This window comes from Agrococcus sediminis (genome assembly GCF_007923295.1).
Taxonomy (GTDB): domain Bacteria; phylum Actinomycetota; class Actinomycetes; order Actinomycetales; family Microbacteriaceae; genus Agrococcus; species Agrococcus sediminis.
On the sequence record NZ_VOIR01000011.1, the window covers coordinates 490,792 to 503,535 of the forward strand.

The following is a 12,744-nucleotide window of genomic DNA, read 5'->3' on the forward strand; positions in this document are numbered from 1 at the left end:
GGCGCCCGGCGCCCACCTCGTCGAGCCTGTGCTCCGCCGCGCGGATGCACAGGCTCGACGCGTACCGTGCGGCCATGGGCATCGAGCACTCCAGCACGGTCGACGCGGGCGTCGACGAGGTCTTCGCCTGGCACGAGCGCCCCGGTGCCTTCCCGCGGATGCTGCCGCCGTGGATGCCCGGCCGCGTGCAGCGCGAGGCGGAGTCGCTCGCCGATGGGCGCGCCGAGCTCGCGCTCCCGGGCGGGCTGGTCTGGGTCGCGCAGCACGACCCCGCCGGCTACGTGCCCGGCCGCGCGTTCGTCGACGAGCGCGTGCCCGACGGCCTCGCCTCGATGCCGCTCGGGCCCATCCGCTGGCGTCACGAGCACCGCTTCGAGCCGGTCGAGACCGCCTCCGGCACCGGCACGCGCGTGATCGACGCCGTCGACACCCAGGTCGGCTCGCGCGCGCTCCGTCCGATGTTCGTCTACCGCCACCGCCAGCTCGCCGACGACCTCGCGGCCCACGCCGCCGCCGCGGCCGCGCCCATGACGGTCGCCGTCACCGGCGCATCCGGCCTCATCGGCACACAGCTGACCGCGTTCCTCACGACCGGCGGCCACGAGGTCGTGCGGCTCGTGCGCCACGAGCCGGGCGCGGGGGAGCGGCGGTGGGATCCGGATGCGCCGGCGCCCGACCTGCTCGAGGGGGTCGACGCGGTCGTGCACCTCGCGGGCGCCTCGATCTTCGGCCGCTTCGGCGACGAGCACCGGCAGCGCATCCGCGACAGCCGCATCGGGCCGACGCGCAGGCTCGCCGAGCGCGCCGCCTCCGCCGGCGTGCGGGTCTTCGTGAGCGCGTCCGGGATCGGCCGCTACGGCGTCGACCGCGGCGATGAGCCGCTGACCGAGGGCAGCAGCGCGGGAGACGACTTCCTCGCGCGCGTCGTCGTCGACTGGGAGGCCGAGACGCAGCCCGCCGCCGACGCGGGCGTGCGCACCGTGCAGGTGCGCACCGGGCTCGTGCAGACGCCGCGCGGCGGCGTGCTCATGGTGCTGCGGCCGCTCTACGAGGCGGGGCTCGGCGGCCCGCTCGCGGGCGGCGAGCACTGGCAGTCGTGGATCGACCTCGACGACCTCGTCGACGTCTACCACCGCGCGCTCGTCGACGAGCGGCTCTCGGGGCCGGTCAACGCCGTCGCGCCCGAGCCCGTGCAGCAGGGCGAGTACGCCCGCACGCTCGCGCGCGTGCTGCACCGGCCGGCGCTGCTGCCGACGCCGGCCCTCGGGCCGCGCGTGGTGCTCGGCGAGCAGGGCATGCGCGAGCTCGCGCTCGCCGACCAGCGCGTGGTGCCCGAGCGGCTGCAGGAGCTCGGGCACCGCTTCCGCCGGCCGCAGCTCGAGCAGTCGCTGCGCCACCAGCTCGGGCGCATGCGCGAGGCCGGCAGGTAGCGCGGCGCTCCCGGCGGCGCGGTGCAGACCGCACCGAGCTCGATCGTCAGCGCTCCCGCGCGACCGTGTCGGCGAAGCCGGCCGCGCGCATCCGCAGCTCGTCGATGCGCCGCAGCCGCGCGGCCTCGAGGTCGTAGCCCTCGTAGGCGAGCGGCGGCAGCCGACGCACGTTCTGCGAGCACTCGAATTCCTCGCACACGAGCGTGCCGGCGGTGTCGCCGCTGCGGCCCGCCGCGCCGGCGCGCTTGGCGCTGTAGAAGACGACGTCGTTCGGCAGGCGCACGTCCTGGCACCAGGTGCACTGCGCGCGGGCGCGCGGCGCGGCGTCGGCGCGGCGCAGCAGCACGCCGACCGGGTGGCCGTCGAGCGTCGGCAGGATGACGTAGGCACGGCGCGCGATCTTCGGGTCGCGCCACCCGAGGTAGTCGAGCGAGCCCCAGTCGGCGTCGTCGAACCAGTCGGGCAGGGTGATGCTGGAGACCTCTTTGCGGCTCGCGTTCACGAACGCGCCGCGGAGGTCCTGGGCGGTGATGGCCAGCATGAGGGATCGCCTCTCGAGAGGCCGGCGAGCGCTGCGGTCGTCGGCGGATGGGTGTGGGAGGGCACGGCGGGACGGCCCTTCCCGGGAGGGCGGTCGACCGCGGCGCCGCGAGCCGGTCGGCGCGGGAGCGCGTTCCGGGCGCGGCTGCTACCTGCCGCCGGCGGGGGTGCCGCCGACGACCTCCTCACGCCGCACGGGCGTCGCTGCTGCGGAGCTCACGTCCCCAGGGTACGCGCGTGCTCGGCTGCCGGGCTCGGCGGCTGACCGGTCCCGCTCCTCCCGCTCGATAGGGTGGGGTGTACGCGAACCCGTCGAAGGGATGCCCCATGCCAGGAATCGTCATCGTCGGCGCCCAGTGGGGCGACGAGGGCAAGGGCAAGGCCACCGACCTGCTCGGCAGCCGCACCGACTACGTCGTGAAGTTCAACGGCGGCAACAACGCCGGCCACACCGTCGTCGTCGGCGACGAGAAGTACGCGCTGCACCTGCTGCCGTCGGGCATCCTCACCGAAGGCGTCACGCCCGTGATCGGCAACGGCGTGGTCATCGACCTCGAGGTGCTCTTCCACGAGCTCGAGGCGCTCTCGGCCCGCGGCGTCGACGTGTCGAAGCTGCGCATCTCGGCGAACGCGCACATCATCACCGACTACCACCGCACCCTCGACAAGGTCACCGAGCGCTTCCTCGGCAAGCGCTCCATCGGCACCACCGGCCGCGGCATCGGCCCGGCCTACGCCGACAAGATCAACCGCGTCGGCATCCGCGTGCAGGACCTCTTCGACGAGTCGATCCTGCGCCAGAAGATCGACGGCGCGCTCGACACGAAGAACCACCTGCTCGCCAAGGTCTACAACCGCCGCTCCGTCTCCTCCGACGAGATCTTCGACGACCTCACCTCCTACGTCGAGCGCCTGCGCCCGATGGTCGGCGACACGGGCCTCGAGCTCGCCGAGGCGCTCGACGCCGGCCGGACCGTCGTCTTCGAGGCCGGCCAGGCGACGATGCTCGACATCGACCACGGCACGTACCCGTTCGTCACGTCGTCGACTGCGACCTCCGCGGGCGCCGCCGCGGGCTCGGGCGTCGCGCCGAACCGCCTCGACCGCGTCATCGGCATCGTGAAGGCGTACACGACGCGCGTCGGCGCCGGCCCGTTCCCCACCGAGCTGTTCGACGAGTGGGGCGAGCTGCTGCGCAAGAACGGCTTCGAGTTCGGCACCACCACCGGCCGCCCGCGCCGCTGCGGCTGGAACGACACCGTCATCACCCGCTACGCCTCGCGCATCAACGGGCTCACCGACATCGTGCTCACGAAGCTCGACGTGCTCACGGGCATCGAGTCGATCCCGGTCTGCGTCGCCTACGAGGTCGACGGCCAGCGCGTCGACGAGATGCCCGTCTCGCAGTCCGACTTCCACCACGCGAAGCCGATCTACGAATCGCTGCCCGGCTGGAGCGAGGACATCTCGGGCGCGCGCGAGTTCTCGGAGCTGCCCGCGAACGCCCAGGCGTACGTGCGCTTCCTCGAGGAGCGCTCGGGCTCGCGCATCTCGGCGATCGGCGTGGGCGCCGACCGCGACGCGATCATCCAGGTGCACGACCTCATCGACTGACGCGGCCGCGGCGGGCCGCAACGGCCCCGCGCTGGCGTGGGCCCCACTGGGGCGGATGCGCCCGACCGGGGCCGGCGCGCCGTGCCCGCTCGGGCGCATCCGCCCCGCTCGCCACGAGGAGCGGCTAGATGACGCCGAGCGCGAGCATCGCGTCGGCGACGCGGTTGAAGCCGGCGATGTTCGCCCCGGCCACGTAGTCGCCCGGGCGGCCGTACTCCTCGGCCGTCTCGGCGCACCGGTCGTGGATGCCCTTCATGATCTCGTGCAGGCGCTCATCGGTGTGCTCGAACGTCCACGAGTCGCGCGACGCGTTCTGCTGCATCTCGAGCGCGCTCGTCGCGACGCCGCCGGCGTTCACCGCCTTGCCCGGCGCGAACGCCACGCCGGCCGAGACGAGCACCCGTGCCGCCGCCTGGGTCGTCGGCATGTTGGCGCCCTCGCCGACGACGGTGCACCCGTTGCGCACGAGCGCGACCGCGTCGTCCTCGTCGAGCTCGTTCTGGGTCGCGCACGGCACGGCGATGTCGCACGGCACCGACCAGATCGACCCGCCCTCGCGGAACGAGGCGCCCGGACGCCGCTCGGCGTACTCGGCGATGCGGCCGCGCCGCACCTCCTTGACGTCCTGCAGCAGCGCGAGGTCGATGCCCGCCTCGTCGACGACGTAGCCGGAGGAGTCGCTGCACGCGATCACCGTGCCGCCGAGCTGGTGCACCTTCTCGATCGCGTAGATCGCGACGTTCCCCGAGCCTGAGACCACGACCCGCTTGCCCTCGAAGCCCTCGCCGCGGGCGTGCAGCACCTCGTCGAGGAAGTAGATCGTGCCATAGCCCGTGGCCTCCTTGCGCACCTGCGAGCCGCCCCACGTGAGGCCCTTGCCCGTCAGCACGCCCGACTCGTAGGCGTTCGTGAGGCGCTTGTACTGGCCGAACATGAAACCCAGCTCTCGGCCGCCCACGCCGATGTCGCCCGCGGGCACATCCGTGTACTGGCCGATGTGGCTCGACAGCTCGGTCATGAACGACTGGCAGAACCGCATGATCTCGGCATCCGACTTGCCCTTGGGGTCGAAGTCGCTGCCGCCCTTGCCGCCGCCGATGGGCAGGCCGGTGAGAGAGTTCTTGAAGATCTGCTCGAAGCCGAGGAACTTGATGATGCCGAGGTAGACGCTCGGGTGGAAGCGCAGGCCGCCCTTGTACGGGCCGAGGGCGGAGTTGAACTGCACCCGGAAGCCGCGGTTGATCTGCACCGTGCCGGCGTCGTCGATCCACGGCACGCGGAAGATGATCTGCCGCTCGGGCTCGACGATGCGGCGCAGGATGTTCGCGTCGACGTAGTCGGGCCGCTTCGTGACCACCGGGCCGAGGCTCTCGAGCACCTCGAAGACAGCCTGATGGAACTCGGACTCACCGGGATTGCGCTGCAGCACCTCGTCGTACACAGGCGCGAGGTGCGGGTGGAGCTGCGTCACGGGCGTTCCTCCATCGGAATCAGACAACCCGACGATCCTACCGACCGGCGGCCATCACGTCCGCGAGCCCCGCCTCCGGCCGCCGCCCGGTGAGCAGCCGCAGCGCCTCGACGCCGGCGCCGCGGGCGGATGCGTTGGCTGCGGCCAGGTGCAGGGCGTCGAGCACGTGGGCCGGCGGGGGCGCCCAGGCGATGCCGGCCGCGTCGGCGATGTCGATGCCGTGCACCGTCAGCTCGAACACGCGCGTGCGGAGGTACTCGTCGAGCTGCATCGCGGCATCGCCCGCAGCACCGACCGCGACGATGCGCGCGGGTCCCGCGGCGGCGACCGCGTCCGCCGCCGCGGCCGCGAGCGCCTCGATCGCAGCCGCGGGGTCGTCGCCGAGCTCGGCGCCCGCCGCTCGTCCGCGCAGCAGGATCGCCTCGTCGTCGCCGCGCTGCCGCAGCACGACCTCGAGGTACTCCGCCGCCGACCCGACGGTCGCCTCGGCCGGCGCGGGGAGCGCGAGGTAGGCGCCGACCGTCGAGATCGCGCGTGACGCGTGGCCGATCAGCTCGCGCAGCGTCCACTCGCCGAGGCCCGGCCCGTCGAGGCGGTCGGCGGGCGCCCGGGCGACGAGCGCCGCGAGCTCCGACGCGGCGAGCGGGAAGTCGACGGCCATGCGCGCATGCTCGCACGCGGCGGCGGACCGGGCAACCGCCCTCCGGCCAGAATGGGCACGTGAGCATCCTCGAACGACCCGTCCTGACGCATCCGCTCGTCTCGCTCGAGCCCCTGTCGCACGACCACGCCCCGGCGCTCGCCGAGGCGGCCGCCGAGGGGGATCTGTGGCAGCGGGCCTGGTACACGTCGGTGCCCGAGCCGGAGGGCGTCGCGGCCGAGATCGACCGGCGCCTCCGGCTGCTCGCGGCAGGTTCGATGGCGCCGTGGGCGATCGTCGTCGACGGCCGAGCAGTCGGCATGACGACCTACATGCACATCGATGCCGCGACGCCGCGCGTGGAGATCGGCTCCACGTGGATGGCGCCGTCGGTGCAGGGCACGGGCGTCAACCCCGCGAGCAAGCTGCTGCTGCTCGAGCGCGCCTTCGATGTGCTCGGATGCGTCGCGGTCGAGTTCCGCACGTCGTGGCACAACCGCCAGTCGCGCGATGCGATCGAGCGGCTGGGCGCGAAGCGCGACGGCGTGCTGCGCAGCCATGAGGTCGTCAAGGGCTCGCTGCGCGACGTGGTCGTCTACTCGATCATCGAGCCCGAGTGGCCCGGCGTGCGGCGCGGGCTCGAGGCGCGGCTGCGCTGGCGCGCGAATTAGGCTGGAGGCATGAGCTCTCCCGACGACCAGCTGCAGCGCCTGCGACGCTCCATCGACAACGTCGACGCGGTGCTCATCCACACGCTGGCCGAGCGCTTCAAGCTGACGCAGGCGGTCGGCGAGCTGAAGGCGGAGCACGGGATGCCGCCGTCCGACCCCTCGCGGGAGGCGACGCAGATCGCGCGTCTGCGCCGGCTCGCCGAGGACGCCGAGCTCGACCCCGAGTTCGCGCAGAAGTTCATCACCTTCGTGATCGCCGAGGTCATCCACCACCACGAGCGGATCGCGGGCGCCGAGTAGGCAGCCGCCCGAGCGGCGCTACGCGCGGGAGCGCGCCTCCGCGGCCGCGGCGATGTCGTCGAGGTCCTGCTGCATCGCCTTCCGCGTCACGGCCAGCCCGAGGCGGGCGGTGAGCTTGGCGGCCAGGCGCTGCGCCCACGACGGCGTCTCGGACGTGCCGCTGAAGCGCGTCCGCAGCAGCGTGCCCCCGCCCACCGGCTCGAGCGTGAACTCGGTGCGGTAGCGCATGCCGTGCGCCTCGGCGGCGACCATCGTGGATCGTCCGGGGTCGATGCCGACGACCTCCAGCTCCTCGGTCGCCTCGCGGCCCATCATCGTGCGCGTCTCGCGCCAGCGGGTGCCGATCGTGTAGCCGGAGCCCGCGAGCCGCTCGACCTTCGTCACGCCCGACAGCACCGTCGGCGCGGCGTCGAGATCCGTGAGCACCTGCCACACCGCATCCGTCGGCGCGTCGATCGACCGCTCCAGGGTCAGCACCACGTCGCTCATGCGGGCGGCCAGACGCCGATGACGAGCGCCATCGCGGTGAGCACGAGCACCTCGTTGAGCGCCGTGTGGCCGGTGACGCGGAAGCCGCGCGGGTCGAACACGTCGTGCACCACGACTCGGGCGAGGGTGAAGCCGATGAAGAGGATCCAGGCGGTGATGAGCGCGTTCCAGAGGAAGCTGCCGCCGTAGAACTCGAACGAGATCCAGGTGGCGCCCGCGAGCACCCATGCGGTGACCAGCGCGCAGACGATGATCAGCGGGTAGACCCAGGGCCGGGGCCCCGCGGCGACGCTCTCGCTCGTGTGGCCGATGGCGCGCATCCAGCGGGTGCCGAGCACCTTCGGGTGGTAGTAGATGGCGCCGACGACCATGGCGGCGACGGCGGCGAGCACGACGGCGAAGACGTTGATCGCCGGCACGGTGAGGTCCATGCCCGAAGCATAGGCTCCGCCGCGAGAGACCGTCCGCGCCTGACGCGTTCGCCGCGCGCCGGCATCCGACACGTCGACCCCTCGCCGACCTGTTCCACCCTCACAGACCCGGTGCACCGGGTCGCGATCGGTGGAACGGGTCGGCGGAGCGCGCGGCCGCACCACGTTCGGGCGGCCGAGCGTGCGCCGGCGCGCGGCCCTCCGTCAGGCGAAGCGCCCCCGGATGGTCGCGCGGCTCGTGGCCCCCAGCTCGGCGAGCGACAGCGTCGCCACATCCTGGATCTCGATCGCGCCCGAGGTCGCGTCGGTGACGCCGATCCGCAGCACGGGCACGCCCCGCGCCTCGCACATGCCGGTGAACTTCACCTCGTCCTCGCGGGCGACCGCGACGAGCGCGCGCGCCCCCGACTCCGAGAAGAGCGCCGCCGTCTCGTCGATGCCGTCGCGCTCGGTGATGCCCGAGAGCCAGATGCGGGCGCCGATGCCGAAGCGCAGCGCGCCCTCGACGACGGCCATGCCGAGGCCGCCCTCCGAGAGGTCGTGCGCGGCGGTCGCGAGGCCCTCGAAGGCGATGCCCTGCATGAGGCCGCCGAGCGCCTTCTCCGCGCCGAGGTCGACCCGGGGCGGCAGGCCGCCCAGGTGGTCGTGCACGGCGCCCGCCCACGCCGAGCCGTCGAGCTCGTCGCGGGTGGTGCCGAGCAGGAACAGCGCCTGGCCGTCGTCCTGCCAGCCGGAGGGCAGGCGGCGGTCGACGTCGTCGATGATGCCGAGCACGCCGACGACGGGCGTCGGGTGGATCTGCGTCTCGCCGGTCTGGTTGTAGAACGACACGTTGCCGCCCGTGACCGGGATCCCGAGCTCGACGCAGCCGTCGGCGAGCCCGTCGACCGCCTCGGCGAACTGCCACATGACGGCCGGGATCTCGGGGTTGCCGAAGTTCAGGCAGTCGCTGACGCCCACGGGCGTCGCGCCCGAGACGGCGACGTTGCGGTAGGCCTCCGCGAGCGCGAGCTTCGCGCCCTCGCGCGGGTCGAGCTGGCAGTAGCGGCCGTTCGCGTCGACGGCGACGGCGAAGCCGAGCCCCGACGCCTCGTCGATGCGCACCATGCCCGCGTCGTCGGGCATCGAGAGCGCCGTGTTGCCGAGGACGTAGTCGTCGTACTGCTCGGTGATCCAGGATGCGTCGGCCAGGTTGGGCGAGCCGGTGAGGGCGAGCAGCTGGTCGCCGAGCGCGCTGCCCGACACCCGCGGCAGCGCCGCGGCGCTGTCGGCCTGCAGCGCGTCCTGCCACTCGGGCCGCTCCATCGGGCGGTCGTAGACGGGGGAGTCGATCGCGACGGTCTTGGGGTCGACGTCGACGATCACCTCGCCCGAGTGCGTGATGACGAGCCGGCCGTCGCCGGTGACCTCGCCGAGCACGCTCGTCTCGACATCCCACTTGCCGGTGATCGCCAGGAAAGACTCGAGCTTCTCGGGCGCGACGATCGCCATCATGCGCTCCTGCGACTCCGACATGAGGATCTCCTCGGCCGTGAGCGTGGGGTCGCGCAGCAGCACGTGGTCGAGCTCGACCCGCATGCCCGAGTCGCCGTTGGCGGCGAGCTCGCTCGTGGCGCACGAGATGCCGGCCGCGCCGAGGTCCTGGATGCCCTCGACGACGCCCGCGGCGTAGAGCTCGAGGCAGCACTCGATGAGCACCTTCTCGGCGAACGGGTCGCCCACCTGCACGGCGGGCCGCTTGGCGGGGCCCTCGTCGTCGAACGACTCGGAGGCGAGGATCGAGGCGCCGCCGATGCCGTCGCCGCCCGTGCGGGCGCCGAAGAGCACGACCTTGTTGCCGACGCCCGTGGCGTTGGCGAGGTGCAGGTCCTCGTGGCGCAGCACGCCGACGGCGAGCGCGTTCACGAGCGGGTTGCCCTGGTAGACCGCGTCGAAGACGGTCTCGCCGCCGATGTTCGGCAGGCCCAGGCAGTTGCCGTAGAAGGAGATGCCGCTCGTGACGCCGTGCACGACGCGGGCGGTGTCGGGGTGGTCGATGGCGCCGAAGCGCAGCGCGTCCATGACTGCCACGGGGCGCGCGCCCATCGAGATGATGTCGCGCACGATGCCGCCGACGCCCGTCGCGGCGCCCTGGAAGGGCTCGACGAACGACGGGTGGTTGTGCGACTCGATCTTGAAGGTGACGGCCCAGCCCTCGCCGGCGTCGATGACGCCCGCGTTCTGGCCCATGCCCACCATCAGCCGCTCGCGCATCTCGGGCGTGACCTTCTGCCCGAAGGTGCGCAGGTGCTTCTTCGACGACTTGTAGGAGCAGTGCTCGCTCCACATCACCGAGTACATCGCGAGCTCGGCGCTCGTGGGCCGGCGGCCGAGGATCCCGCGGATCTGCTCGTACTCGTCGGGCTTCAGGCCGAGCGCGGCGAACGGCTGCTCGCGCTCCGGGGTGCTGGCGGCGACCTCGACGGTGTCGCGGGGCGGACGAGTGGTGGTCACAGCGCTCCTCAGGAGGTCAGCTCGGCGGTCCCTCGATCCTACCGAGCGGGCGGATGCGCCGGGCCGCGCGGGCGGGCGGCGACGTCAGGCGAACCACTCGTCGGGCGGTCCGGCGGTCAGCAGCGCGGCGAAGGCGGCGGCGACGAGCACGAGGGCGATCGCGACGAGCAGCACGGGATGCGCGATGCCCCACCGGAACGCCCGGTCGAGCGGGCTCGCGTCGCGCGGGTCGTCGGTGGCCTCGGTGCGCCAGGCGCCCTCGAGCGCGCCGCGGCGCTCGAGCCGGCGCTCCCACGGGATGGTCGCGTAGGGCACGACCGCGGTGGCGATGCCGAGCAGCACGGTGCCAGCCGCCCAGCGCTGGTTGCGGCCCACGACGAGCTGCATGGCGCCGTACGCGAGGAAGACGAACCCGTGGATCGGTCCCGCGATCGGCACCAGCGCATCCACCTGGAACGCGTACTTCGCCACCATCGCGACGATCAGCAGCGTCCACGTGACCGCCTCGGCGATCGCGAGGAAGCGGTAGGCGCGCTTCGGCGTCAGACCGGTGGCGGATGCGGTGGCGGGCGTCATGTAGACAGGCTACACCCTCGCCTCGAGCGCGTCAGGCCGCGACCGACTCCAGCGCGGACTTGAAGATGTCGAGCCCGTCGAGGCCCGCCTTCATGCGCGTGGTCGTGGGGCCGAAGCCGAGCTCGACGGCGTGCTCGGGGTGCGGCATGAGGCCGACGACGTTGCCCGCGGCGTTCGTGAGGCCGGCGATGTCGTCGACCGAGCCGTTCGGGTTCTCGCCCAGGTAGCGGAACGCGACGAGGCCCTCGTCCTCGATGCGCTTGACCTCGTCGGGCGTCGCGACGAAGCGCCCCTCGCCGTTCTTCAGCGGGATGACGATCTCCTGGCCGGGCTCGAAGCGGTTGGTCCACGCGGTCGAGGTGCGCTCGACGCGCAGCCGCTGGTCGCGGCGCACGAACAGGCCCGTCTCGTTGCGCACCAGCCCGCCCGGCAGCAGCCGCGCCTCCGCCAGCATCTGGAAGCCGTTGCAGATGCCGAGCACGGGCATGCCGCGCTCGGCCGCCTCGACGACCTCGGTCATGATCGGGGAGCGCGCGGCGATCGCGCCGCAGCGCAGGTAGTCGCCGTACGAGAAGCCGCCCGGCAGCACGAGCGCGTCGACGCCGTGCAGGTCGTGCTCCCCGTGCCACAGCGCGACCGGCTCGTGGCCGGCGAGCCGCACAGCGCGCTGGGCGTCCCGGTCGTCGAGCGTGCCGGGGAAGGTGATGACGCCGACCCTCACTGCGCCGCTCCGGGCTGGGCGGCCTGCTCGACGACGTGCACGCCCACGACGTCCTCGATGACGGTGTTCGCGAGCACCTCGTCGGCGACCGTGCGCACCTGCTCGAGCAGCGCATCCGTCACCTCGCCGTCGACCGTGAGCTCGAAGCGCTTGCCGACGCGCACCTCGCCGACCGCCTCGTGGCCGAGCCGCGCGAGCGCGCGGGTGACCGCCTTGCCCTGCGGATCGAGGATCTCTGCCTTCGGCATGACGTCGACGACGATGAGGGCCATGGGTCGCTCCCTGCGGTAGCAGTCGGGTGGGGGTGCCCTCCCATTCTACGGATGCGCCGCGCGCCGCCGAGGGTCGGAGCACGTTCCCGGCCGACGGGCGGGATCCCGGGCTACTGTGTGCGCTATGACGTTCAGGGGCGATGCCAACTTCGACACCTCCACGGTCAGCCGCGGCGGCGGCGGTCGAGGCGGCGGCGGTGCGATCGCCGTCGGCGGCGGCGGCATCCTCACGCTCATCCTCGTGCTCGCGTCGATGTTCTTCGGCGTCGACCTCACGGGCCTCGCGCCGCAGGACGCGAGCCCGCCCTCGCAGGGCCAGTCGCAGGGCGAGGAGGTCACGGGCTGCACCGGCGAGGACGCCAACGACCCCGCCAACGTCACGTGCCGCATGGAGGGCGGGGCCGACTCCATGTCGCGCTTCTGGACCGAGACGGCGAGCGCCAACGGCATCGAGTACGCCGACCCGCGCGTGATGCTCTTCGACCGGCAGGTCGAGACCGGATGCGGTGCCGCGACGAGCGCGGTGGGCCCGTTCTACTGCCCGCCCGACCAGGCGATCTACATCGACAGCACGTTCTTCCAGCAGATGCGCGAGCAGTTCGGCGCCTCGGGCGGCTCGCTCGCGCAGCTCTACGTGCTCGCGCACGAGTGGGGCCACCACGTGCAGAACATCACCGGCCAGCTCGAGCGCGTGCAGCAGGGCGACTCCGGCCCGCAGTCGTCGGCCGTGCGCAGCGAGCTGCAGGCCGACTGCTACGCGGGCGCCTGGATCGCGGGCGCCTCGCAGACGACCGACGACGACGGCGGCGCGCCGGTGCTCGTCGAGCCGACCCAGCAGGAGATGAACGACGCCCTGAACGCGGCGCACACGATCGGCGACGACGCGCTGCAGGAGATGGGCGGCGGCGGCGTGAACCCCGAGAGCTGGACGCACGGCTCGAGCGAGCAGCGCATGAACTGGCTGGCGCGCGGCTTCAACGAGGGCGTCGGCGCCTGCGACACCTGGAACGCGCCCGAGGTCTGAGCGCCCGCCCGCTGCTCGAGCAGCCCGACGCAGTCGCTCCACCCCGTTGATCGAGTAGCCCGACGCAGTCGG

General features: G+C 73.0%; 14 protein-coding genes. 5 read left to right on the forward strand and 9 right to left on the reverse strand.

Features of this window, described 5'->3' with window-relative positions; translation table 11 throughout:
- Positions 1-74: 74 nt before the first annotated feature.
- Complete coding sequence (locus tag FQ330_RS02750; RefSeq protein ID WP_146355022.1) at positions 75-1,430, forward strand: TIGR01777 family oxidoreductase; 1,356 nt, start codon at positions 75-77, stop codon at positions 1,428-1,430.
- 46 nt (positions 1,431-1,476) lie between these two features.
- Here the strand turns inward: FQ330_RS02750 and FQ330_RS02755 are convergent, their stop codons facing one another.
- Positions 1,477-1,971 (reverse strand): FBP domain-containing protein, encoded by a 495-nt coding sequence (locus FQ330_RS02755; protein ID WP_146355024.1) that lies wholly within the window; start codon positions 1,969-1,971, stop codon positions 1,477-1,479.
- 326 nt (positions 1,972-2,297) lie between these two features.
- On the opposite strand from FQ330_RS02755, the gene FQ330_RS02760 reads away from it, so the two are divergent.
- Positions 2,298-3,584 carry an adenylosuccinate synthase gene (locus FQ330_RS02760; RefSeq protein ID WP_146355026.1) on the forward strand — a complete coding sequence of 429 codons (1,287 nt, stop codon included), beginning with the start codon at positions 2,298-2,300 and terminating at the stop codon, positions 3,582-3,584.
- Positions 3,585-3,708: 124 nt separating this feature from the next.
- On the opposite strand, the gene gdhA is transcribed toward FQ330_RS02760, so the two are convergent.
- Complete coding sequence (gene gdhA, locus FQ330_RS02765; protein WP_146355028.1) at positions 3,709-5,055, reverse strand: NADP-specific glutamate dehydrogenase; 1,347 nt, start codon at positions 5,053-5,055, stop codon at positions 3,709-3,711.
- Between the two features lie 37 nt (positions 5,056-5,092).
- Positions 5,093-5,716 carry a maleylpyruvate isomerase N-terminal domain-containing protein gene (locus FQ330_RS13465; RefSeq protein ID WP_225792658.1) on the reverse strand — a complete coding sequence of 208 codons (624 nt, stop codon included), beginning with the start codon at positions 5,714-5,716 and terminating at the stop codon, positions 5,093-5,095.
- Between the two features lie 59 nt (positions 5,717-5,775).
- Here FQ330_RS13465 and FQ330_RS13470 point away from each other — a divergent pair, with 59 nt between their 5' ends.
- Both FQ330_RS13470 and FQ330_RS02775 read left to right on the forward strand, forming a co-directional pair.
- A complete protein-coding gene (locus FQ330_RS13470) occupies positions 5,776-6,366 on the forward strand; it encodes a GNAT family N-acetyltransferase (RefSeq protein WP_225792659.1) in 591 nt (196 codons plus the stop codon).
- 9 nt (positions 6,367-6,375) lie between these two features.
- The gene (locus tag FQ330_RS02775; protein WP_128190476.1) at positions 6,376-6,666 is read left to right on the forward strand and encodes a chorismate mutase; all 291 of its coding nucleotides are present in this window, start codon (positions 6,376-6,378) and stop codon (positions 6,664-6,666) included.
- 18 nt (positions 6,667-6,684) lie between these two features.
- On the opposite strand, the gene FQ330_RS02780 is transcribed toward FQ330_RS02775, so the two are convergent.
- From FQ330_RS02780 to purS, 6 genes are all read right to left on the reverse strand, one after another.
- Positions 6,685-7,155: an SRPBCC family protein gene (locus FQ330_RS02780; protein ID WP_146355030.1), complete on the reverse strand. Its 471-nt coding sequence runs from the start codon at positions 7,153-7,155 to the stop codon at positions 6,685-6,687.
- Complete coding sequence (locus FQ330_RS02785) at positions 7,152-7,586, reverse strand: DUF1761 domain-containing protein (RefSeq protein WP_146355032.1); 435 nt, start codon at positions 7,584-7,586, stop codon at positions 7,152-7,154. Before FQ330_RS02785 ends, FQ330_RS02780 begins: the two co-directional genes overlap by 4 nt.
- 204 nt (positions 7,587-7,790) lie before the next feature.
- The gene (gene purL, locus FQ330_RS02790; RefSeq protein WP_146355034.1) at positions 7,791-10,079 is read right to left on the reverse strand and encodes a phosphoribosylformylglycinamidine synthase subunit PurL; all 2,289 of its coding nucleotides are present in this window, start codon (positions 10,077-10,079) and stop codon (positions 7,791-7,793) included.
- Positions 10,080-10,163: 84 nt separating this feature from the next.
- On the reverse strand, positions 10,164-10,655 hold the full coding sequence (locus tag FQ330_RS02795) for a DUF3817 domain-containing protein (protein ID WP_146355036.1): 492 nt from the start codon (positions 10,653-10,655) through the stop codon (positions 10,164-10,166).
- A gap of 31 nt (positions 10,656-10,686) precedes the next feature.
- Positions 10,687-11,376, reverse strand: a complete 690-nt coding sequence (gene purQ / locus FQ330_RS02800) for a phosphoribosylformylglycinamidine synthase subunit PurQ (protein WP_146355038.1) — start codon at positions 11,374-11,376, stop codon at positions 10,687-10,689.
- Positions 11,373-11,648 (reverse strand): phosphoribosylformylglycinamidine synthase subunit PurS, encoded by a 276-nt coding sequence (gene purS, locus FQ330_RS02805; RefSeq protein WP_146355040.1) that lies wholly within the window; start codon positions 11,646-11,648, stop codon positions 11,373-11,375. Before purS ends, purQ begins: the two co-directional genes overlap by 4 nt.
- Before the next feature lie 124 nt (positions 11,649-11,772).
- Between purS and ypfJ the strand changes: the two genes are divergently transcribed.
- Positions 11,773-12,672, forward strand: a complete 900-nt coding sequence (gene ypfJ, locus FQ330_RS02810) for a KPN_02809 family neutral zinc metallopeptidase (protein WP_146355042.1) — start codon at positions 11,773-11,775, stop codon at positions 12,670-12,672.
- The last annotated feature ends 72 nt before the right edge of the window (positions 12,673-12,744 follow it).

Bases quoted from the DNA above. Each gene is read 5' to 3' on its own strand.
- FQ330_RS02750 (WP_146355022.1), top strand. From the start codon at position 75: ATGGGCATCGAGCACTCCAGCACGGTCGACGCGGGCGTCGACGAGGTC.
- FQ330_RS02755 (WP_146355024.1), bottom strand. From the start codon at position 1,971: ATGCTGGCCATCACCGCCCAGGACCTCCGCGGCGCGTTCGTGAACGCG.
- FQ330_RS02760 (WP_146355026.1), top strand. From the start codon at position 2,298: ATGCCAGGAATCGTCATCGTCGGCGCCCAGTGGGGCGACGAGGGCAAG.
- FQ330_RS13465 (WP_225792658.1), bottom strand. From the start codon at position 5,716: ATGGCCGTCGACTTCCCGCTCGCCGCGTCGGAGCTCGCGGCGCTCGTC.
- FQ330_RS02775 (WP_128190476.1), top strand. From the start codon at position 6,376: ATGAGCTCTCCCGACGACCAGCTGCAGCGCCTGCGACGCTCCATCGAC.
- FQ330_RS02780 (WP_146355030.1), bottom strand. From the start codon at position 7,155: ATGAGCGACGTGGTGCTGACCCTGGAGCGGTCGATCGACGCGCCGACG.
- FQ330_RS02785 (WP_146355032.1), bottom strand. From the start codon at position 7,586: ATGGACCTCACCGTGCCGGCGATCAACGTCTTCGCCGTCGTGCTCGCC.
- FQ330_RS02795 (WP_146355036.1), bottom strand. From the start codon at position 10,655: ATGACGCCCGCCACCGCATCCGCCACCGGTCTGACGCCGAAGCGCGCC.
- purS (WP_146355040.1), bottom strand. From the start codon at position 11,648: ATGGCCCTCATCGTCGTCGACGTCATGCCGAAGGCAGAGATCCTCGAT.
- ypfJ (WP_146355042.1), top strand. From the start codon at position 11,773: ATGACGTTCAGGGGCGATGCCAACTTCGACACCTCCACGGTCAGCCGC.